This window comes from Alteromonas sp. AWJ4_197, assembly GCF_056160285.1.
In genome coordinates this window covers 1-22,093 of record NZ_JBSWWW010000001.1, presented here as the reverse complement: position 1 = coordinate 22,093, position 22,093 = coordinate 1, and the positions used below count along the sequence as shown (strand labels likewise).

24 protein-coding genes are annotated in these 22,093 nt (G+C 47.2%); 19 read left to right on the top strand and 5 right to left on the bottom strand.

From position 1 onward, the window contains the following. The first annotated feature begins 17 nt into the window (after positions 1-17). Entirely contained in the window at positions 18-878 is an 861-nt protein-coding gene (locus tag ACXAGC_RS00120; protein ID WP_474841362.1) for a tetratricopeptide repeat protein, read from the top strand. On the opposite strand, the gene ACXAGC_RS00115 is transcribed toward ACXAGC_RS00120, so the two are convergent. After that, the gene (locus ACXAGC_RS00115) at positions 875-1,321 is read right to left on the bottom strand and encodes a hypothetical protein (protein WP_474841360.1); all 447 of its coding nucleotides are present in this window, start codon (positions 1,319-1,321) and stop codon (positions 875-877) included. The genes ACXAGC_RS00120 and ACXAGC_RS00115 overlap by 4 nt on opposite strands. A 165-nt stretch (positions 1,322-1,486) precedes the next feature. Here ACXAGC_RS00115 and ACXAGC_RS00110 point away from each other — a divergent pair, with 165 nt between their 5' ends. From ACXAGC_RS00110 to ACXAGC_RS00095, 4 genes are all read left to right on the top strand, one after another. Continuing rightward, complete coding sequence (locus tag ACXAGC_RS00110; protein ID WP_119502678.1) at positions 1,487-1,672, top strand: DUF2065 domain-containing protein; 186 nt, start codon at positions 1,487-1,489, stop codon at positions 1,670-1,672. Positions 1,673-1,801: 129 nt separating this feature from the next. Further along, positions 1,802-3,100, top strand: a complete 1,299-nt coding sequence (locus ACXAGC_RS00105; RefSeq protein ID WP_119502677.1) for an adenylosuccinate synthase — start codon at positions 1,802-1,804, stop codon at positions 3,098-3,100. A gap of 91 nt (positions 3,101-3,191) precedes the next feature. Beyond that, complete coding sequence (locus ACXAGC_RS00100; RefSeq protein WP_474841357.1) at positions 3,192-4,604, top strand: aldehyde dehydrogenase family protein; 1,413 nt, start codon at positions 3,192-3,194, stop codon at positions 4,602-4,604. Between the two features lie 10 nt (positions 4,605-4,614). Continuing rightward, positions 4,615-5,031, top strand: a complete 417-nt coding sequence (locus tag ACXAGC_RS00095) for a VOC family protein (RefSeq protein WP_474841355.1) — start codon at positions 4,615-4,617, stop codon at positions 5,029-5,031. A gap of 67 nt (positions 5,032-5,098) precedes the next feature. On the opposite strand, the gene ggt is transcribed toward ACXAGC_RS00095, so the two are convergent. The 3 genes from ggt to pbp4b all read right to left on the bottom strand — a co-directional run bounded on the left by ggt (position 5,099) and on the right by pbp4b (position 10,782). Further along, positions 5,099-6,796 carry a gamma-glutamyltransferase gene (ggt, locus tag ACXAGC_RS00090; RefSeq protein WP_474841353.1) on the bottom strand — a complete coding sequence of 566 codons (1,698 nt, stop codon included), beginning with the start codon at positions 6,794-6,796 and terminating at the stop codon, positions 5,099-5,101. Between the two features lie 5 nt (positions 6,797-6,801). Beyond that, on the bottom strand, positions 6,802-8,178 hold the full coding sequence (locus ACXAGC_RS00085) for a Na+/H+ antiporter NhaC family protein (RefSeq protein WP_474841351.1): 1,377 nt from the start codon (positions 8,176-8,178) through the stop codon (positions 6,802-6,804). Positions 8,179-8,328: 150 nt separating this feature from the next. Then, positions 8,329-10,782 carry a penicillin binding protein PBP4B gene (gene pbp4b / locus ACXAGC_RS00080; protein ID WP_474841349.1) on the bottom strand — a complete coding sequence of 818 codons (2,454 nt, stop codon included), beginning with the start codon at positions 10,780-10,782 and terminating at the stop codon, positions 8,329-8,331. A gap of 119 nt (positions 10,783-10,901) precedes the next feature. On the opposite strand from pbp4b, the gene ACXAGC_RS00075 reads away from it, so the two are divergent. Next, positions 10,902-12,038, top strand: coding sequence for an acyltransferase family protein (locus ACXAGC_RS00075; protein WP_474841347.1), 1,137 nt, complete (start codon positions 10,902-10,904; stop codon positions 12,036-12,038). Positions 12,039-12,149: 111 nt separating this feature from the next. After that, complete coding sequence (locus ACXAGC_RS00070; RefSeq protein ID WP_474841345.1) at positions 12,150-13,043, top strand: dioxygenase family protein; 894 nt, start codon at positions 12,150-12,152, stop codon at positions 13,041-13,043. A gap of 42 nt (positions 13,044-13,085) precedes the next feature. On the opposite strand, the gene ACXAGC_RS00065 is transcribed toward ACXAGC_RS00070, so the two are convergent. After that, positions 13,086-14,054: an integron integrase gene (locus ACXAGC_RS00065; RefSeq protein WP_474841343.1), complete on the bottom strand. Its 969-nt coding sequence runs from the start codon at positions 14,052-14,054 to the stop codon at positions 13,086-13,088. A gap of 263 nt (positions 14,055-14,317) precedes the next feature. Between ACXAGC_RS00065 and ACXAGC_RS00060 the strand changes: the two genes are divergently transcribed. The 12 genes from ACXAGC_RS00060 (at position 14,318) to ACXAGC_RS00005 (ending at position 21,895) form a co-directional block, all read left to right on the top strand. Then, on the top strand, positions 14,318-14,740 hold the full coding sequence (locus ACXAGC_RS00060) for a hypothetical protein (protein WP_474841341.1): 423 nt from the start codon (positions 14,318-14,320) through the stop codon (positions 14,738-14,740). A 117-nt stretch (positions 14,741-14,857) separates the two neighbouring features. Continuing rightward, positions 14,858-15,430 carry a DUF4145 domain-containing protein gene (locus ACXAGC_RS00055; RefSeq protein ID WP_474841339.1) on the top strand — a complete coding sequence of 191 codons (573 nt, stop codon included), beginning with the start codon at positions 14,858-14,860 and terminating at the stop codon, positions 15,428-15,430. A gap of 116 nt (positions 15,431-15,546) precedes the next feature. Next, positions 15,547-16,029 carry a hypothetical protein gene (locus ACXAGC_RS00050; RefSeq protein WP_474841337.1) on the top strand — a complete coding sequence of 161 codons (483 nt, stop codon included), beginning with the start codon at positions 15,547-15,549 and terminating at the stop codon, positions 16,027-16,029. A gap of 117 nt (positions 16,030-16,146) precedes the next feature. Then, positions 16,147-16,635, top strand: a complete 489-nt coding sequence (locus ACXAGC_RS00045; RefSeq protein WP_474841335.1) for a GNAT family N-acetyltransferase — start codon at positions 16,147-16,149, stop codon at positions 16,633-16,635. Positions 16,636-16,756: 121 nt separating this feature from the next. After that, complete coding sequence (locus ACXAGC_RS00040; RefSeq protein ID WP_474841333.1) at positions 16,757-17,137, top strand: VOC family protein; 381 nt, start codon at positions 16,757-16,759, stop codon at positions 17,135-17,137. A gap of 548 nt (positions 17,138-17,685) precedes the next feature. Then, positions 17,686-18,090: a hypothetical protein gene (locus ACXAGC_RS00035; RefSeq protein WP_474841331.1), complete on the top strand. Its 405-nt coding sequence runs from the start codon at positions 17,686-17,688 to the stop codon at positions 18,088-18,090. Between the two features lie 132 nt (positions 18,091-18,222). After that, positions 18,223-19,062, top strand: coding sequence for a S1 family peptidase (locus ACXAGC_RS00030; protein WP_474841329.1), 840 nt, complete (start codon positions 18,223-18,225; stop codon positions 19,060-19,062). 147 nt (positions 19,063-19,209) lie between these two features. Then, the gene (locus tag ACXAGC_RS00025; protein WP_474841327.1) at positions 19,210-19,569 is read left to right on the top strand and encodes a hypothetical protein; all 360 of its coding nucleotides are present in this window, start codon (positions 19,210-19,212) and stop codon (positions 19,567-19,569) included. 659 nt (positions 19,570-20,228) lie between these two features. Beyond that, a complete protein-coding gene (locus tag ACXAGC_RS00020; protein WP_474841325.1) occupies positions 20,229-20,651 on the top strand; it encodes a hypothetical protein in 423 nt (140 codons plus the stop codon). A 137-nt stretch (positions 20,652-20,788) separates the two neighbouring features. Next, positions 20,789-21,220, top strand: coding sequence for a hypothetical protein (locus ACXAGC_RS00015; RefSeq protein WP_474841323.1), 432 nt, complete (start codon positions 20,789-20,791; stop codon positions 21,218-21,220). Between the two features lie 191 nt (positions 21,221-21,411). Beyond that, positions 21,412-21,645, top strand: a complete 234-nt coding sequence (locus ACXAGC_RS00010; protein ID WP_012517122.1) for a ribbon-helix-helix domain-containing protein — start codon at positions 21,412-21,414, stop codon at positions 21,643-21,645. Beyond that, positions 21,632-21,895 (top strand): type II toxin-antitoxin system RelE family toxin, encoded by a 264-nt coding sequence (locus ACXAGC_RS00005; RefSeq protein ID WP_012517121.1) that lies wholly within the window; start codon positions 21,632-21,634, stop codon positions 21,893-21,895. Before ACXAGC_RS00010 ends, ACXAGC_RS00005 begins: the two co-directional genes overlap by 14 nt. Positions 21,896-22,093 lie beyond the last annotated feature (198 nt).

Genomic DNA, 22,093 nt, shown 5'->3' with positions numbered 1-22,093 from the left:
AGAACAGGCAAATACGCATGGATAATTTAGTTGCGAACAATACCGTTGATATCACTCCGGAGAATTTTCAGCAGGTCATTCTGATGGATTCACGGGAAAAAGTGGTACTTGTGGATTTTTGGGCAGAATGGAGCGAGGAGTCGAAAAGTGTTTCTCCCATACTGGCAAAGATCGCGTCTGAATTCGGTGATAATTTAATTCTTGCACGCGTCGATTGTGACCAGCAGCAGGAAGTCGCGGCGCAGTTCGGTATTCGCAGTCTCCCCACGGTCATGGTAGTGAAAGACGGCCAGCCGGTGGACGGCTTTGCCGGCGTTCAGGGCGAAGACCAGATCCGCGAGTTCCTGAGTAAGTACCTGCCAAACCCGGAAGATGAATTACTGGCGAAAGCCGGTGAAGCCATTTACGAAGGTGATTATGCAACGGCATTCCCGTTTGCCAAACAAGCCTTTGAAATGAACGAAGGGAATATTAACGCCCGTTATATGTACATCGATTGCCTGGTGGAAACCGGTTCGGTGGATGCTGCAAAGGCGCTGCTGGCAACGATTACTCTGGTCGATCAGGATAGTCGCTATCAAACGCTGACCGGTAAAGTTGAACTGGCAGAACAGGCCGCTGAGTCTCCGGAAATTCAGCAGTTAACCGCACAGGTAGAAGCTGAACCCGACAATCTGCAATTGAAAGTGGAATTAGCGGTGCAGTTACAGCAGGCCCATAAATCTGCCGAAGCATTAGCATTGTTATTGAATGTGCTAAAGACAGATTTGAATTTCGGTGAAGCGAAAAAGTTGATGCTGGATATGATTAATGCATTGCCGGATGGTGACAGCCTGAAATCTGAGTACCGCCGGAAGGTTTACAGCCTGCTCTATTAATCGTTGTCTGACTGCGGGGGTTGCTGCGGGTAGGGTGTAAAACCGCCTTCAGCAAGCCAGCACAACGCTTCGAAGTAGCTGGAAAAGTAAGCCCGTTCGTAATTTGTTCCGCGAATGTCTTCCCGCAGGTGTGGATGGGTTCGTTCAATTTGAGCCCGCTTCACCATGCCCGCATCAAGCACATAGGCAGATCGCGTCAGACCCATGGTGATGTTCTTCTTTATTCCCCTTGCCAGCACATTCTGACATTCAGGTGTAGACAATACCCAGCGGCGACCGTCCATTATGGCTCCCCAGGGTTCATTGTTAAACCCTTGCGCCATCCGGTGAATATCCTCTGTCATGGCCTCTGCTGTGGCTTTATTCCAGGCACCCGTTGCAAACACTTCAAGCAGGTTACCTGAAACGTCGATTGCATAGTGTCCCTGAAGAGGAAATCTCATTGGTTATCCTTTAATGCATAACTACAGTATTGATATAGCAGATATTTTGAGGTTTTGTGACAAAATATAACTGGTCAAATGTGTTAACGTTGTCTCCGGTCAAAAGATCAGGCGTCATCAGGGTTGTGCATCAGCAACCAAAACAAACTTAATGAGGAGAAATGCATGGACTGGTTATGGCCGGCACTGGCTATTGTTTGCATTGTTGAAGGGCTTGGACCGTTAATCATGCCTGACCGTTGGCGATTATACCTGCTTTCTGTGAGCCAGCAATCGAGCAATAGTCTAAGACAAGTCGGAGGAGTGCTGGTGGTGATTGGCGTTGTCAGCCTGGTGTATCTATCCCGTTGAACAATTGTTAATTTATAAAAAAATAATATGGCTCAGACCATGTCTGTCTTATTTTTGCGCATAAAACAGATGATCAAAGGTCGCAATCTTTGGTAGAATCCCCGCCTAATTTTTTTACACACTAGATTCATGGCAAAGAACGTTGTGGTACTCGGCACTCAATGGGGTGACGAGGGTAAAGGTAAGGTCGTAGACCTGTTAACAGATCGCGCAAAATACGTGGTTCGCTATCAGGGCGGTCACAATGCCGGTCACACACTGGTAATCGACGGTGAGAAAACCGTCCTCCACTTAATCCCGTCCGGTATTCTGCGTGACAACGTTACCTGCATCATTGGTAACGGCGTGGTATTAAGCCCGGAAGCACTGATGAAAGAAATCACCATGTTGGAAGAACGTGGTGTGCCTGTGCGGGAACGTTTAAAAATTAGTGAAGCCTGCCCGCTTATCCTGCCTTATCACATTGCACTGGACGTGGCCCGCGAAAAGGCCCGTGGCAGCAAAGCAATCGGTACAACCGGTCGTGGCATCGGTCCGGCTTACGAAGATAAAGTGTCACGTCGTGGTCTGCGCGTTGGCGATCTGTTCAACCCTGAAGATTTCGCGGCAAAACTGAAAGAAGTACTGGACGTACATAATTTCACGTTGACGCAATACTACAAAGAGCCGGCAGTGGATTTCGATGAAACCCTCAAGCAGGCGCTGGCTGTGGCAGATATCCTGAAAGCCATGGTTGTTGACGTAACCGACGAACTGGACAAAGCCCACAAAGCGGGTTTGCCAATTATGTTTGAAGGTGCGCAAGGTACACTGCTGGATATTGACCACGGTACATACCCTTACGTTACGTCATCTAATACCACAGTAGGCGGCGTTGCTACCGGTGCCGGTTTTGGCCCGCTGAACCTGGATTATGTATTAGGTATTGTTAAAGCGTACACAACCCGTGTTGGTTCCGGTCCTTTCCCTACAGAACTGGCTTGCGATGTCGGTGAGCATCTGGGCGTAAAAGGTCATGAGTTCGGTGCGACCACTGGCCGTAAGCGTCGTACCGGCTGGTTCGATGCCGTTGCGATGAAACGCGCTGTGCAAATTAACTCAATCACCGGTTTCTGCTTAACCAAGCTGGACGTACTGGATGGTCTGGAAACTCTGCAAATCTGTGTAGGTTATAAAGACGCAGACGGTAACGTGAAAGACGTTCCGCCTATGGCTGCTGATGGCTACGACCTGGTTACTCCGGTTTACGAAGAAATGCCGGGCTGGAAAGAGACAACTTTCGGCGTCACTGATTTCGATAAGTTACCTCAGGAAGCGCGCAATTATATCGCACGCCTTGAAGCCATTACCGGCGTGCCTGTTGATATCGTATCAACGGGGCCTGACCGTAACGAAACTATCGTGTTACGTCATCCTTACGACGCGTAAGCAAAAAGATAAATACCTGAAAAGCCTGCTTCCGAGCAGGCTTTTTTGTCGGTAAAGTAAACCACTGAATGCTGAACAGGGGAGTGAATCAATGCAAGTTGTAACTGATACCGGTAATGCGCCCTCTAAGGAGGCGGGGAATTACGCTGCAACGTTCGCTGCGCTGCGAAGCACCTTTTTCACCAATAAAACCCGTGATATCAGCTGGCGCAAACAGCAGTTGCTGGCCCTTAAGACCATGCTCGTTACCCATGAGCAAGACATTCACCGCGCCCTGAATCAGGATTTAGGCAAATGTGAAACAGAAGCCCGTACTTCGGAAACCGGCTTTTTACTCTCTGACCTCAAGCACACACTCAAACATATCGACAGCTGGGCAGATTTACGTCACGTATCTACGCCCCTGGCGGCCCAGCCGGCCCGCAGTTATCTGCAACCGGAGCCGTTGGGTGTTGTGCTGATCATCGGGGCGTGGAATTATCCTGTGCAATTGCTTTTAGCGCCGCTGATTGCGGCACTGGCAGCGGGTAATTGTGCCATTATTAAACCGTCAGAACTTGCCCCTGCATCATCAGCATTAATGGCCAGCTTGCTGCCTCAGTATCTGGAAGAAGACGCGGTGGCGATTGTTGAAGGGGCTAAAGAGGAGACACAGGCTTTATTAACCCTGCCTTTCGACCACATCTTTTATACCGGTGGCGAAGCGGTGGGCAAAATTGTAATGTCTGCAGCAGCGAAACACCTTACGCCGGTTACCCTGGAGCTTGGCGGGAAGAGCCCCTGTATTGTTGACGCCAGTTGCAGACTGGACGTCACCGCCAGGCGGATAGTGTGGGGTAAGTGGATGAACTGCGGCCAGACCTGCATCGCCCCGGACTATATCCTGATTGAAAAAGGGTTTGCTGAGGCGTTTCTAGCCGCCCTTGAACGGGAAATCACTAAGCAGTACGGGCCTGAACCTTTGCAAAGCAAAGATTACGGGCATATCGTCAATACCCGTCATTACGAAAGACTGTGTCAGCTCATTGCGGATCTGCAATGCCGTATTGGTGGCGAACGGGACGACGGGAAACGCAAGCTGGCCCCGGCTGTGGTGTTAAATCCTCCGGCAGACAGCACGCTGATGCAGGAAGAAATCTTCGGCCCGGTGTTGCCGGTCATCGAACTGGAGAACATAGAAGACAGCATTGGCTTTATCCGCGGGCGGGCAAAACCTCTGGCGCTGTATCTGTTCAGTGAAGATCACGGCCTTCGTGACAAAGTACTTACGCAAACCAGTGCAGGCAGCGTGTGTGTGAACGACACGATGATGTTTATGACCAATGCAAACTTGCCTTTTGGCGGGGTCGGTAGCAGTGGTATGGGGCGCTATCACGGACAATATGGCTTTGATACGTTCAGTCATCTTAAATCAGTGATGGTAAGAGCCTCGAAGTTTGACGTAGCGGTACGTTACGCCCCGTATTCCCGATTAAAATTATGGCTGTTGAAAAAATTATTATAAAGGAGAGCACATGCCTCAACCGTTTCATCTTGCGATTCCCGTTGACGATTTAGCCGCTGCTGCTGCGTTTTACGGAGACTTACTGGGCTGCGAACGCGGGCGCAGTGACACCCGCTGGATTGACTGGAACTTCTATGGCCATCAACTGGTAACTCATTGCGTTGATGCCATGCCCTCTGCACCACAGCACAATGAAGTAGACAGTCACGCTGTTCCGGTGCCGCATTTCGGTGTGGTGCTGGATATGGCAGACTGGCACAAACTGGCTGAACGGTTAAAAGCGGCAGATATGTCGTTTGTTATAGAGCCTTACGTGCGCTTTAAAGGGGAACCCGGCGAACAAGCGACCATGTTTTTTCATGATCCTGCAGGCAATGCGCTGGAGTTCAAGGCGTTTAAATCGCTTTCTCAGTTGTTCGCTGTGTAACAGGCATAAAAAAGCGCAGCGTTGTGCTGCGCTTCATTAACCGGGCCGCTGAGCCCGTGTAAGCTGATTACAATTCCACTTCTTCAACAATTGCCTTACCGCGTCCTCTGGCTTCAGAGGCTGCATCCAGGCCTGTTTCAGTACGCTTGATCAGGTGAACATCGCCAAAGTTACTTTCCTTCATGGTGTAGCCCATTGCTTCAAGCGCCTTTACAACGTCTGCCGGCATGCTTGCATGATACGCAATGGTGTCCTTTGGCCAGAGCTGATGATGGAAGCGGGGGCTGTTTGCTGACTCATCTGCTGTCATATCGAAAAACAGCGCGTTCAGTATGGACTGTGCCACTGAAGAAATAATCGTGGTACCGCCCGGTGAGCCGGTGACCAGTTTTACTTTATCGCCTTTCAGCACAATGGTGGGTGTCATGGAAGACAGCATGCGCTTACCCGGCTGGATTTCGTTAGCGGTACCGCCGATGGCACCAAAGAAATTAGGCACGCCGGCCTTAGCACTGAAATCGTCCATTTCGTCGTTCAGCAGGAAGCCGGCACCTTCTACCACCACGCCACTGCCAAAGGACAGGTTAATGGTAGTGGTATTCGCTACCGCATTGCCCCATTTGTCCATAACCGAGAAATGGGTGGTGTCCGGACTTTCATATAAGCCGGGTTTCACGTCTTCTGTCACTGAAATGGCTTCAGGATCCACTTCTCCGGCACGGGCAGTAATGTAGGCCGGTTCTAATAACGCTTTTACAGGCACATCGACAAAGTCGGGGTCGCCCATGTATTCGGCGCGGTCAGCAAACACACGTTTACCGATTTCAGACATCAGATGAATATACTCTTTACTGTTTTGTGCAGGCAGAGACTGATTTTTCAGTACTTCATTGAGCATACTGATCCACTGGGCAACAGCCACACCGCCAGAGCTGGGAGGTGGTGCAGTGATAAGTTTGTAATCCTGCCAGGGATAAACAATCGGTGCCCGCCATTTGGCTTCGTAACCCTGTAAATCCTCTTCTGTGACCAGTCCACCGTTTTCGGCCATAAAACCGGCAATAATGCGGGCGGTCTCGCCCTCGTAAAAGCCTTTTTCACCTTCGTCACGAATGCGTGTCAGCGCTGCGGCTAACTCAGGTTGTTTAAACAGCACATCTGCAGTGCGGGCGTCACCGAAATAGTCGCCAAAGTTGCTGGTGATCCCTTCTTTTTCCTGTCTGGCCATGTAGCGGGTAATATGGTCAGCCAGTTTTGCCGGCACATTAAACCCTTTTTCTGCCAGGTCTACAGCAGGCTGCACCAGACGGTTCCAGGGTAATTTACCGTAGCGCTGATGTGCTGCCCACATGCCGGCAACTGAACCGGGTACACCGGAGGCTTTTGCACCAAACAGCGATTCCAGGGTTTTCACGTCACCGTTTTCATCGAGGTACATATCACGGTGGGCTGCCGCCGGAGCCATTTCACGGTAATCCATAAAGGCTGCTTCATCGTCGAAAAAGATGGTCATGAAACCACCGCCACCGATGTTACCCGCTTCGGGGAAGGTCACTGCCAGCACAAATTGCGCCGTGATGGCCGCATCAACCGCGTTACCGCCTTCGTTTAATACTGCCATGGCAGCATCGGCAGCAAAGGTATCAGGCATAGACACCGCCTGCTGGCTGGTTTCAACTTCCGGGGCCGGTGCAGATACCGTTGGTTTTTCACCGGAGCATCCTGCCGCCACAAACAAAAATAGCGAGAGTAAAAGTATTCGCATAATGGCTATCCAATCATAATGATGCTGGCGATGACATAGGCAACGAGTGTCAGTCCGCCAGCGGTAAGTGCATAGGGAAGCTGGGTACGGATGTGCGTTAACAGGTCGCACCCGGCCGCGATAGACGATACCGCTGAGGTATCGGAAATAGGGGAGCAATGATCACCAAATACGCCGCCGCCCAGAATAGCGGCAATGACCAGAGAGGGTGGCAGTCCTAATGACTGGATCAACGGAACGCCGATGGGGATCAAAATCGCAAACGTGCCCCAACTCGTGCCGGTGGTAAACGACATGACCGCGCCGGCCAGAAACAGCATGGGAACAATTAATACCAGAGGCAGGTACTCACCCACAAATCCGGCAACAAAAACGCCGGTGCCGAGTACTTTTAAGCTGGCACCCAGTGTCATGGAAAGTAATACAATGGACACCAGCGGGAGCAGTTCGCCCATCCCTTTAAAGCCAATTTCTACGGCTTCGTGGTGGGTAAAACGCTTATGCAGAATTAACAGGAAGTACGCGACAACGGTAGCAAGAATAGTGGCGTACAACACAGATTTGCTGCCACTGCCGTTAGCCAGCACGCCATCACCGGTCCACAACATAAAGCCAACCATACTGACAACCATGAGCACCAGCGGCACCACCATAAAGCGTACTTTGGTTGCCGGTTCTGACTCAATGACAGTACCGGTGTGAGTCATGGCGGCATCTTCTTTTGCCATCGGACCGTGCACTTTGTCTTTCACTATGGTGTACACCACAATCGCCAGAGTGATAAGGGCGTAGAAATTCAGCGGTACTGTGCCCCACAAGATACTGGCGGAAGACTGCTCCAGCTCGTAACCATCCAGCAGGCCAAGGACGAATGCGCCCCATCCGTTCAGTAAGATAAGAATACAAACCGGCGCGCTGGTACTGTCGATGATGTAGGCCAGGCGAGCCCGGCTCATTTTGAATTTATCAAATAAACCCCGGGCGAATATGCCGGCGGTGAGTACACTTAAATTGGACTCGATAAATACAGCAACACCGGTGAGCATCGTCAGGCTGCCAACCTGCCGTTTACTTCTGGCAATACCTTTGCCCGTAAGCCAATTTACGGTAGCCGTGACACCGCCTGAGTCGCGGATATAGGCTAACAGCGCCCCCACCAGAATAGAGAAGATAAGGATCCGGGTATTGCCCGGACTGACGGCAACGTCGATGGTTCTTTCGATAGCATTCACCGGCGCCAGCAATACGCCGTCACCGGTCACACTCAATAAAATCAACGCTTCTGATGAGAGAACGGCCAGTAACAAGGCCATAATGACTTCTTTTTTCCAGAACACCACAAAAATGGCGACGAGAGGCGGGATAATTGAAACCCAATCCATGAAAAATGTTCCTGCTTTTATTCTAATGATTGATCGCAAATCAGGCGCTGATATTCAGTGCGCTGTGTTCCGCGGGGCAGTGTGACGCTTTATAAAAAAGCGTGGCGATAGCCTAACTGAGAACTGACCGGTTCTGCCAGTACTTTTACCTCAGTGATTGAGTATTGCTTCGTAAACCCGGGTTATCACACTGCCATATTTTGCGGTTTCAAATTCACTGCCGGCAAATTGCAGGTTGCCGGTACTCTGTTTCTCAACCGGTGTATGTCTGGCGTTGGTAAACAGCACAATACCGAGATCCTGCGCCGGGTCGATAACCGTGGCTGTGCCGGTCCAGCCGGTATGACCAAAAGCTTGTGAACTGGCATAAGGGCCGAAGTGCCAGCGGTTACTGCCGTTGCTGCCCCTGCGCCAGCCAAGTCCGAAACCGGGATTCAACGGTGAAGGAGCGGTAAACAGTGAAATAGTGTCCTGGTCGGTCAGTGCAACCTGTCCGTAGCCACCGCCATTCAATAAGGTTTGCATCAGCACGGCAAAATCATCCACTGTGGAGAATAGGCCTGCATGCCCTGATACACCGCCCATGCTGTACCAGGCCTTTTCGTCATGCACTTCTCCACGCAGCGTGTACGTGCGGATGCCGGGGAAATCGATATTGTGACTGCGTGTATTGCCATTTATTTCTGTAGCGGCAATCTGACTGGGGGCAAACCCTTTTTTCAGCGGATTAAACACCGTATGATTAAGCTGAAGCGGGCCGTAAATGAACTGCTCACAATACCGGTCGAGAGACATGCCTGTTATCCGCTCAACCAGCAGTCCCAGCAGCATAAAGTTGGTGTCACTGTACGTAGCCTGCGCGCCTTTGCTTATCTGAAAAGGTACCGCAGTGGTTAATAAGGTTGATGTATGTGATTTATCCCGTGAGCGGAAAGACTCACCGTAGCGCTCGCCGGGGGCAAAAAAACGCACCTCAGGCCCGTAGCCGGACTGATGACTCAGTAAGTCTCTGACAGTACGGGCTTCACGGCCACCGCCGGCGTACTCCGGCAGGTACTGATACACCGGCGCATCAATACTCAATTTCCCCTCAGACACCAGTTTCATCAGTGCCAGGTTAGTAGCAAACATTTTCGTGTTAGAGGCCACATCAAACAGCGTGTCCGGTGTCACCGGCTCCGGCTTTGCGAGGCGGGTGCCTGTTTCATCGTAAAGCAGAGCATTGCCATAGGCAGTACGTTTAATCACAGCGCCGTCTTTGATAACCAGTAATACGGCTCCGGGAAAGCCATCCTCAATGTCCTGCTGAATTAACGCATCGACTGGTCTGAAGGCTTGTTGCCATTTTTGCGTTTCATCAGTCAACGCAGGCCAGGGAATGGTGACGTGCAAAGCGTCACTTTCTGAATCACTTTGCACCTCAAGGGTGTTTGTACCGTTGTGTGTACGCTTTTTCAGAGAATAACTGTAGGTATGACCGGCCTCCAGGGGAGAGGCAATGTTCAGGATTTCGCCATTTACCTTCACCGTGGCGTTGATGGTTGTGACTGGCGTCAGTAAAATTTCGCCCCGTCCTTTGTACGCTTTAAACGCGATCTTGTCGTTTACCTCTTCCCGGCTGGAACGCTCTTGTTGGGGGAAATCACTATCAATTTGCCCTGACTGACGACGCTTCTCTTCAGCAGGTGCGGCTTTCAGTGCCGTTTCACGGGCGTAGCGGGTATTCAGCGCCTTGACCTTTTGCGGAAAATACTTATCCAGCAAAGCGAACAATGCGGCTGCTGTGCGGCTGTTAATCGCGCCGGTTACGCTATCCTGCACAAAGTGCATCTGGAACGCCGACAACGCATTGATGGTTTGCTCATCCAGTGTGCCGGTTTCCACCACGCCGTATCCGTAAGTGCGCAGCGCAGCCTGCGTTAAAGAAGCAGAGGGCAGGGCGCGGTTAAAGCGTTGCCAGTATGTCGTTAATGTACCGGTGTCATACCAGGCGCCTATCCCTTCCAGATACAGCTGATACCATGGAAAACGCGGGCCCGGGTCATTTTTTCTGTTAAATGCTATATCTGCATGGCCAACAACAGCGGTGGGAGAAATGTCAGGGTTGCGGGCGAGTATGTCTTTTGCCAGCGCAATGAGCACCTGAATTTGTTCCGGGTGATAATCAGGAAATACACAAAGACGGTTGCTGCCATGTTCTGACCGGCTGGCCGCTGTCTCATTATCCCGCTGACATTCAGGTACATTCACAATCTCAATGCCGATGGATGTATCATTCAAATGGTTACGCGTTTGCCACTCACCTTTGCCGGCATGCCAGGCGCGTTTCGATTCAGGCACAAGCTGCAGCACAGATGCATCATCACCCGGAAACGTGGGGTCAGACGGATCGGTGACCAGGTAATGCGAACTTAGCCCGCCTTCATCCACCAGAGCATGCACACTTTTCTGGTAATCTATCGCGGTAAAGTGCATAACAAGCACTTTCACCCGTTCACCGGCATTTTTCGATGGCATACTGGTGTAACCGCCGGCGCAGCCAATCAGTGTGGCAACCGCGCAGGTAGCGACCAGAAAGGGAAAGTGTCGGGATAAGAGTGACATGTTATTACCGGTTAATGCTGCATGAAATAACCAAATTATCACAATTATTTCCTAAGTAAATAATAAAATATTCCAATGGCGGGTGTGTATCATTTAATGTCGAACTTAAAGAATAGCCAATGAAGAGATTGATTTCCCTGGACGTACTGCGGGGGCTTACCATTGTGTTAATGGTTCTGGTGAATAATCCCGGAAGCTGGCAAACCGTTTACTGGCCTTTATTGCATGCACAATGGCATGGACTGACACCGACAGATCTGGTGTTTCCTTTCTTTATTTTCGTCATGGGCGTGGCAATCCCTTTTTCTTCTTATCGTCAGCAAGGCGGTTCAGCCGGAGTAATGCTGGCAAGAATACTGAAACGCAGTGTATTGCTGTTCTTATGTGGCTTGTTCCTCGCGCTGTTTTACTACAACCCTTACAATCCGGATTTCGACTGGGTCCGGGACCGGCTGGAAAATATCCGGGTGATGGGGGTTCTGCAACGGCTGGCACTGGTTTACTTTTTTACTGCAATACTGGCGATGTGCTTGCGAATTAGCGGACTGCTGTTTGCCGCGGTGTTGCTGGTGGCGGCGTACTGGGCGGCGATGACGTTTATTCCCTATGCAGATACAGCCGGCAACGTATATCAGGGGCAATGGGCATACGGCAACAGTCTCGCAGCATGGATAGATGCCGGCGTGTTGGGAAAGCATCATGTTTACTATTCAACGGCAATACCATTTCCCTTCGATCCGGAAGGTTTGCTAAGCACCATGCCTGCAATATCCACCTGTCTCTGCGGCGTAATGTGTGGCCTGTTCTTACAACGGGAAGCGGAAATGCCTGCACTTAAAATGGCCGGTGCCGGCATCATTCTCATTCTGGCCGGGGGCGTCATGGCGCTGTGGGTGCCGGTGAATAAAGCGCTCTGGTCACCGGGCTTTACGGCATTAACGGCAGGCTGCGCAATGGGGTGTTTAGCGTTGTTGCACTGGATTACAGACTTGCGCGGTTATCAACGCTGGGCGCAGCCCTTTATTATCGCAGGTGCAAACAGTATTGTATTTTTCATGTTATCCGGTATTGCTGCGCGGCTGCTTTTCATGATTCCGGCGGGCTCCGGCTCCCTGAAAGCTGCGCTTTACCAGTCTGTATTCCTGCCTTACTTTTCACCTTTTAATGCTTCTTTGCTGTTTGCAGTAAGCTTTCTCTGTGTGATGTTTTTGCCGGTATGGTGTATGTACCGGAAGAACTGGTTTATCCGGCTATGAAGCAGAATCGTTTTGTTATGTAAATAATAAGTAAAGCTTGTGACGTTTACGGGCCATTGACGTCGAAGGTGCATATTATATTTCATGCATTTTATTCAGGCAGGCAAAAACATGACCAAACCAATCCTCTTTGACGGACGACGCAAAACCCTTAAATCTCTGGCTTCACTGGCAGTAGCGACACCGGTGATCATGCTCACCGGTTGCGGTGGCAGCGGCGGTAGCAGCTCGACTTCAACCAGTACGTCAACAGGCAGTACATCAACCGGTTCTTCTTCCGGCAGCAGCGGCACAGGCACGACGACAACGCCTGTGGCTGATAACGGCAGCTGGTTGAGTGGCGGTACAGATTCAATGACAGCGGATTTCCCCGCTGACAGCATTTTTGAAAACAGCAGTACCTGCTCTGTTGAACTGACCGGACAACAAACGGAAGGTCCATGCTATTTCGACTCTGACTATCTTGATGATATCTCAGAAGGTCAAACCGGTTTGCCCATGCAGTTATGCCTGCAACTCATAGACGAACAATGTAATCCGCTGTCAGGCTATGAAATAGAAGTGTGGCACTGCGATGTGGAAGGCATTTATTCCGGCGATACGACAGGAAGCAGTGACACCAACGGGTTCAATTCTTCTTTTTGTACAGGGAACGACAGTGAAGCGCTGCAATCGCGCTGGTTCCGGGGCATTGCAGTAACAGACAGCAGTGGCCGTGTGAACTTTAAGACCTGCTTCCCGGGCTGGTATGCCAGCCGTGCCATTCACATTCACTTCAGAGTGAAGAATAATAACAACGACGAGCTGATTTCCCAGTTTGGCTTTGATGATGATTTCTGCACAGATATCTGTACCAGCCATTCTGATTATATTGATCACGGTGCGCCAGACACATACCTGACCAACGACACAGTATTCGGCAGTGATTACAACGAGTATGTGTTCAACCTCGAACAAAATGACGACGGCTCCCTGCTGGCCTACAAGCGCATCATCATCTCCTGACCGGACGGCAGGTTTTGCACTGCCGGAAGTGCTCACTTCATTCTATAAAGTAAGGCGTGACAGAGGACTGATCACGCCATTTCCTCCTTGTTGCAGCACATGCGTATAGATTTGTGTTGTTCGCACATCGGAATGCCCCAGTTGATGCTGGACAGTTCTGATATCAGCCCCGGCCGCTAACAGGTGCGTGGCAAATGAATGCCTTAATGTGTGCGGCGTAACGTGTTTCTTTATGCCCGCCTCGTGACTTGCCCGTTTTACATTGCGCTGCAACTGCTTTTCATCAATATGGTGACGTCGTAACAGTTTAGTTTCGGGGTCAACTGAAAGACGCCTGGAAGGGAATAAATACTGCCACTCCAGCGTTTTATTTCTCGAATGATATTTTTTACGGAGACCCTGCGGGATCCAGGCTCCGGAAAATTCCGGTACAGTCAAATCCCGGGACAATAACTGGTCGACTTGCCCGATTTGTGACGTCAGTAACGGAATGAGAGATTCTGAGAGCGTGACGATGCGATGTTTTCCTCCTTTACCGAACCATACCCTCAAACATTTATAATCAAAGTCGATATCGCCAGTGCGTAACCTAACGCATTCCATAAGTCGCAGACCGCTACCATAAAGCAGAGCAACTGCAAGATAGTGTTGTGCACTTACACGCCCGAGTAAGGCCTGGATTTCGGATTGCGTCAGTACCACGGGTAGCTTACGCTCCCGTTTACTGTTCAAAAAGCTCATGTCTTCCGGCAACGGCAAATCAAGATATTTGTTATAAAGAAAGAGCAGCGCGTTCAGGGCGATTGCCTGAGTGCTTTTCGCACACTGCTTTTGAATAGCTAAATAAGTCAGATAACTCTCAACATGCTGAGCGTCCATCTCCTGAGGCCGGGCGTAGTTGTGGTACCGGATAAAGTCAGTAACCCACGTTAAATACGTTTCTATGGTTCTTTTGGCGTAGCCTCTCGACAACATAAATTCATACACTTCCCGTAGAAACTTTGATTTCATAATGCTTATCAAAATAAAAACAGCTTAAGAATATGTGAGAGTCATGAAAACTGGCTGGAGGGATGGTTTTACACCATTTCACATCTCACTTCACAAACGGTGCATTTTGCTCCCGCGAAAATGCACCAAAAGCGCACAACCTTTTAAAGGTGGGGCTTCTAAGATATTCTGGAGAAATGAAAACAGACAATTACACCAATGTGGGGTGGTTGATCACACCGTGTTGGTGTCTATTTAGTAGTTAGTTCCAAGGAGGGAAATTTATGTTTTCTCAAGAAGAGTCAGAAAAAGCGTACGCTGAATTAGTTAAAAATGAGAGCGTTACTCTCACAATACTGGGCGCATTAGCTGGATGCATTCCGGCGTTCGCTATATATGCTTTTTTCACAACGTTAGGTGGTGTTCTCGCCATTTTCCTCTTTATACCATCAATGGTTATAGGTTTATTTGCGCGTTTCGTAGGGCGCCCATTTAATGTTAAACCTCGTATCTTTGCTGGCATTCTTGCGGTAGTCCTACATTGTGCAGCAATTTATCTTTTTGGGTTTCATCCGTTAACATTAATTCTTGCACCGGCATGTTTTATTGCAGCAGTTACAACATCAAAGGTTAGCTTGGACCGGCTTCAAAATTTCGCGATCACACAAGCGGAAGTATCTAGCATTGGAACTAACAATCCGCTGTAGTCGCTCGCAAGCTCGCTGGGACACAAACACGTGGGCTGTGTCGCTTCGCTCTGATTTTAGCCCACGTGTTTGCGCCCCTAAGCGGGGTGTTATGCGCTACATGGAAAAGGATAGATAATGTCAAACGGCTGGAATAATACTACGAAGATTGAGTCACTTTCATTCGAATGCGGCTTTTGCAATAACAGGGTAGCGTCAGAAATAGGCTTTTTTAATAACAACCGTATAGATGGATTGGACGCTAGAATTAGAATTTGCCCACATTGCAGTAAACCGACATTTTTCCATGGCTTAAAAAAATTGCCAGACATTTCGCCTGGAAACAATGTTGATAGTGTTCCGGAAGATGTAAATGCACTCTATCAAGAAGCGCGAAACTGTATTTCTATATCAGCATATACTGCATCTGTTTTAATAAGCCGAAAATTACTTATGAATATCGCAGTTTCTCAAGGAGCTAAGGAGAACCTAAGATTTATTGAGTATGTTGATTTCTTAGCTGAAAATGGCTTTGTCCCACCAAATGGTAGAGGCTGGGTTGACCACATCCGTAAAAAGGGAAATGAAGCAACTCATGAAATAAGTCTAATGAATAGAGATGATGCAACTGAATTAGTTACATTTTCTGAAATGCTTTTAAAGTTTATCTTTGAGTTTCCGGCTTCGGTGCCCGCGCTACCAAGCGCATAACAAACGCATTAACACTCGCTTCGCTCGCTAGGGACAAAAACACGTAGGCTCCCTGCGCTTCGCTTGGTATTGTAGCCTACGTATTTTTGCCCGTTATGCGGGTGTTATAAGCCACTATGAAAACAGTAACTTCACTTCCTGATGATGTAATAAACGAAGGTTCATTCTTCGTAGAAACTTATAAGCGTAAGATGTTAGGTTTTATGGCTCCAGCATTCGCATATTTTTTAATCCCTAAGGACTTAAATATCGAAGCTGTTTTGTTTGTTGTAATTTTTTACTTTTACGTGTTATTCCTGTCAAATGTCTCAAGAATTCTTTGGCAGTTTGCCCGCTTAACTTGGGCAAAACTGTTTGGCTCTTTAATATTTGGGTTACTTGCCGTCACATTCTTCAGGTTCTTCAATATTAACCATTGGCTCATCCATGAGGTAGGATACATACCTGAAGGTGAGGTAAAGCAATACTTTGCGGCCATATTCTTTGTCCCATTTGTCGCTGCATACTTTGATTCTTTCAAAAACGTAGAGTTAGCCTTTTATCGTTCAAAGGGTTATGAGTATCAAGGATGGCTAAGTGGTAATTTTGGTGGCTTATAACAAACACATTAAGTCGGTCGCAAGCTCCCTGGGACAGTAACACGTGGGCTCTGTCGCTTCGCTCGGATTTTAGCCCACGTATTACTGCCCCTTATGTGGGTGTTATGAGACAGGGACATGCTCACTCTTCGAAACTTTGAAATTACCGACAAGCCGATAATCATCGCAACATTGAATGATCCAGAAGTCACAAGATTTCTGTCTTCTCGTATTCCTTCCCCGTATGCTGCCAGTGATGCTGATTGGTGGCTTAGCGTTGGTTGCAAAAATGGAATCATCCGAGCAATAGAAGTAGACGGTAATTTTGTCGGTTGTATCGGTATTGAGCCGGGTCAAAATGAGTATGCTTTTACTGGCGAACTTGGCTATTGGCTCGCTCGCGAACACTGGGGCAAGGGCATCGCAACGGAAGCACTAAGTACTCTTCTAGCTCAAATTAAACTCAATGATTTTGCGCGTGTTCAAGCTACAGTTTTTCAAGGGAACGCCGCATCAGAATCCGTACTTCTAAAATGTGGTTTTAAGAAAGAAGGCAACCTTGAGAAAGCGGTGTATAAACATCAGGCATTCTACAATGCTGTTTTATATGGCAAAGTAATCTCATAACAATCACATTAAGTCGCTCGCAGGCTCGCTGGGACAGTAACACGTGGGCTCTGTCGCTTCGCTCGGATTTTAGCCCACGTATTACTGCCCCTTATGTGGGTGTTATACGCTAGGAGTTTTAATGGAACTAAACCAGATTACTTTGCCAGTTAAAGACATGGATGATGCCGTTAATTTTTATCTAAAGCTTGGTTTCACTCAAATTGTCGATACGCCTCATTACTCTAGATTTTCTTGCCCAAAAGGAAGCTCAACTTTCTCCTTATCTCTTGAAACGGGTGAATTCGAAAACAGTTCTGTAATCTATTTCGAACATGAAAAACTTGATGAACTGTGTGCTGATTTAGCTCGGAAAGGTTTTCAATTCGAACAACTACCAACAGAACAAAGATATCTTTGGAAAGAAGCCATACTTAAAGATCCGTCTGGTAATAAAATTAAACTTTACTGGGCAGGTGAGAACCGTTTAAATCCACCTTGGAAAGTTGAAAAACGCGTATAACAAACGCATTAAATCGCTCGCAGGCTCGCTGGGACGCTAACACGTGGGCTGCGTCACTTCGTTCCTAATTTAGCCCACGTGTTATCGCCCTTTATGCGGGTGTTAGGCGTCATTTACTTACAGCATTAAAAAGTAGGTTCAACCGTGACATTTCAGCACCAAGGTTGTTTCGCTAGGTTGTCTTTGCGATTAGCTTTGTCAGTTGTTCAAATGACTTTAGCAACGTGCTTTTCATCAACATCGCAACGCCAACATTCAACGCTACAAGTTGTCTAAACTAGCTCTTTTATCCAGCAATGTCGTTAACATCTGGCATTTCGCACAAGGTTGTTTTATCTTAAATTCAATAATTTAAATAAGTGGTCGTATCGGCTAGTGGTGGCAGCAAAGCTGCGTACTTATCTTTGTACGCCTAACAAAACGCTGTTGGCACTCCCTCCGGTCGCTGGGACGCTAACACGTGGGCTGGCTCGCTTCGCTCGGATTTTAGCCCACGTGCTAGCGCCCCAAAGCTTAGCGTTATGCGTATTTTTAGTGTCGAGTAAATAATGAAGTTGGATTACGAATTAATAAGTGAAATTTTAGCTAAATTTGTAGAGTCTGAAAAATCTACCGTCGACATTAACGACTTTGTTGAACTCTATGAACAAGACTCGCAAAAATTGGCTCACCACATGATTATCATGCAAGAGAAAAGGTTAATCACTGGTGCATTTTCTCATGGAAGCTTGGGAATTGATTTAGAGTATCGTGAAGGAAAGGATATTTATGAATTCGCGGCAGATACACCTTGGAGAATAACTTCTGAGGGGTATGACTTCGCAGCAGCTTTGAACAAGCCAACAGTCTTAAGCGAAATTAAGACCCAGTTTCAAAAAGAAGGTCTTTCTGTAGTGATTGATGTAGCTAAAAAAATTGCAACGAAGCAAGCAACCAAGTATTTGGATGACTGATACGCATAACAATCACATTAAGTCGGTCGCAAGCTCCCTGGGACAGTAACACGTGGGCTCTGTCGCTTCGCTCGGATTTTAGCCCTCGCGTTACTGCCCCTTATGTGGGTGTTATGCATCAAGGAGGATATTTTGAATAGTGGCTTAATGGAAAAGGTAGTTAACAGTACTGTTCGTATTGAAACGGTGTTATCCAGTGGCGGTATTTCAACTGGAACTGGATTCTACATGCATTTTTTACAGGAGACCGATTGGGCGGTACCAGTTATCATTACCAACAAACATGTTGTTAAAGACGCTCAAATCGGAAGAATCCATGTTTCCCTAGCTGAAAAAAGCAATCATTTAAAACTAGCAAAACACAGGCGCTTTGAAATTCAAAATTTTGAAAAGTTGTGTGTGATGCATCCAGAGCCAGATGTCGATCTTGCTGCATTTCCTATTGCCCCCCTTATTCGAGAAGCTGAATCAGTTGGTGAAAAATTATTCTACGCACCAATTTCCCCTGAAATAATTCCATTAGAAGATGAGCGTCTCGAATTTTCCTCTATGGAGGAAATTGTGATGGTCGGCTACCCTAACGGAATTTGGGATTCAGTAAACAATCTGCCAGTAATACGGAAAGGTATTACGGCTACTCATGCGGGTGTGAAATGGAACGGTAAGAGTGAATTTTTAACGGACATTGCTAGTTTTCCTGGGTCTAGCGGATCGCCAGTCCTAATACTAAATATTGGAAGTTACATGGATAAGTTAGGTAATGTTTATATGGGTAAGAGTAGAGTAAAACTTCTTGGTGTTCATTATGCCGGTGCAATGCATACAGCAAAGGGTGAAATACAACTTGTCACAGCCCCTTCATCAAACATCCCGATCCCTCTTACTCAAATACCTAACAATATCGGTGTTGCAGTAAGTTCTGAAAAGATACTTGATATACAAGAGATAATTAGAAAGAAGGTTGGTAAATAAGCAGTTGAAGCATAACAAAAAAATTAAGTCGCTCGCGGGCTCGCTGGGACACAAACATGGCGGCTGTGTCGCTTCGCTCCGATTTTAGCCGCTATGTTTGTGCCCCTTATTTAGGTGTTAGGCATCTATTAAGTTGAGAGTAAATTAATGAGTGAAGTAGCCTTACCTGATCATAAAGTTGAGGGATATAAAATCCTCTTCGATACGTTTAAACATTTAACGACCTTAAGCACTGGTTCAATACTGCTTTTGGTTACTGTTTTAAAAGATCTATTTAAAACTCCCGAATGGTCAGTTCTCATTGCGGTAACATTAATTATGTTTCTTATTTCTACTCTTGCATCTTTGATAGTTATGCTTGCATTTGGGGATACTGTATACGGAAAGGGCGAGTTTACGGTTCCATATTTAGAATATATCGTTGTCCCTAGCATCATTATTTCTGCCGTTGCATTTATTAGCGGTTTAATTGTATTTGTAATATTCGTACTAAAAAATATCTATTAACATGAACGCTTCAATGCCTAACAAACAAATTAAGTCGCTCGCAGGCTCGCTGGGACAGTAACACGTGGGCTCTGTCGCTTCGCTCGGATTTTAGCCCACGTGTTACTGCCCCTTATGTGGGTGTTAGGTGAACAGGGAAATCTTTTGATTCATAGGTTTTTAATAATTTTTGTAGCGCTCTTTTTATCGTCGGCATGCACAACTGGGAAACTGTATTACACCGAAACTTCAGGCAAGAGAGTGTTAGCCTGTGATGTAGAATTTGTTGGATTACCCAGCGTAGACAAATTTGCAGTCGAGTACGCATTAAGCCTTTGCGCAAAAAGCTCTACCCAAAAAGGTCATACAATCGATTCAGATCAACAATATCTACTTACCCTAGACCTCAAAATACCAGAGGCAAAATGCGGAGAGGCATGGGATCACGAATCAGCCAAAGCTCAATACAGAACCGGCAATTTGTCCAAAAAAGAATATGGGTATATTGTTGCTAACATAGATTTGGGCTTGGCGGTCGTAAATGAGTGTTCACCTAACAATCTGCTGTAGTCGCTCGCAGGCTCGCTGGGACGCAAACACATGGGCTGCGTCGCTTCGCTCCTAATTTTAGCCCATGTATTTCCGCCCCTAAGCAGGGCGTTAGCTATACAAGGAGTTCCATGAGCGATCCGCAAAAAACCTGGGAAGAATATTACTCCCGGATCAAAAACAGAAAAATAGATGAAGCAACTCAATTATGGAATGCTGTTTTAGGCTCTGGAGCAAATGAGGAAACAGTTTTCGCGATGGATTTTTCTCATTTTTGTGACGTCCCGTCGAAATTAAATGAACTAGCTAAACAACTCAGCGAAAACTATGAAATCGAACTCAGTGAAGTTGACGAAAAAGGGTATCAATTTTTAACTGGCACAACTCGACCATATGGTAATGAATTGAGCGAAGAAGACTTCATAAACTGGATATCTTTTATGTGCGACGTTGCTCAGTCTTATAGTTGCGTATTTTCTGAGTTTTCACTGGAAAGTCCAGAACTTGGCTTAGTTTGGTCAAATTCAGGGTTTGAATCAGGCAAGTATAGCTAACAAACAACTGTAGTCGTTCGCTAGCGCTCACTGGGACAATAACACGTAGGCTCAGTCGCTTCGCTCCGTATTTTAGCCTACGTGTTATTGCCCCTAAGTTGGGCGTTATATTTCTCTCAACCTAAAAGGATTTAATATTGTTCTGGAAACAAGATAAAGAAGTTACCGTGGCGTTTACTTTTTTAATTCCGGCATCAGCAACCAGAAGCGTTTTCAAAGTAATTCAAGAAAGAACAAATCCAACTGAAACGTCTTTTAAAGACTTAGCCGACGGACAAGTCTTGGTTAGGGTTACAAGAAAAATTCCCAATTCGACGGCAGCGATAGAACTGAACAAAAATGAGTTAATTAGTGATTTTGATGGTTATCGTGCTGTTTTTCAGCACTGGAAGTACCATCTAGTAAGCGTGGATGGGAAAACAAAAAATAAGAGGATTTCTGTACCGTCAAAATTCTTAACTTGGTTGACGCCCCCGCCTGACGCTAGGAATTATGTGAAGTACAGAATGCCTTTCTACTCATTTGCCGATTTGCTTGCTCTAGGTTTTATTGTGGTTTGGGTGGTATAAATATAACAAACAAATTAAGTCACTCGCTCCGCTCGCTGGGACACAAACATGGCGGCTGTGTCACTTCGTTCCGATTATAGCCGCCATGTTTGCGCCCCTTATTTGGGTGTTAGGTCCTCTTGAGCAAAAATTAGCCCAACTGACATTTTAACGCTATAATGTTTTAACGTTACTTAAATGGAGGCTTATTCATGAGTACTTTATCAAAACGATCAACTGTCTACTTCGAACCAGCAATTCATAATGCTTTGAAACTGCGGGCAGCATCATCAGATACCTCAATATCAGAACTGATTGATGAAGCAGTAAGACTCCTTATGAAAGAAGATCAAGAAGATTTAGCTGCGGTAAGACAAAGGGCCAAAGAGCCCGAAATCTCCTATGAGGACTTGCTAAACACTTTGGAAGCTGATGGAAAAATATAGCGTCACTTTCAAGAAGTCAGTAGCAAAAGATTTTAGGGCAATTCCCAAGTCGGACGTTAAAAAGATCCTCGCCAAAATTGACTTATTAGCTGAAAACCCGCGAAGGGATGGAGCAATTAAACTTAGTGGACTCGACTTGTATCGTATCCGGCAAGGTCTTTATAGAATAATTTATGAAATCCGAGAAAACGAGCTTGTAGTACAGGTGATAAAAGTCGGGCATCGCTCCGATGTTTATAAACGTACCTAACAACCCAATCAACTCACTCACTTCGTTCGCTGGGACGCAAACACGCGGGGCGGCTGCGCCATTATGCCCCACATGTCTGCGCCCGTTATTGGAAAGTTATATTCCAGTGATAGCGAAGTCTATTGCATCTATCAGCAGTTCTCTGGATTGCTCCAGCGAACCAATGCGGTCCTTGAGCACGTCTTCGGGTATAGAACT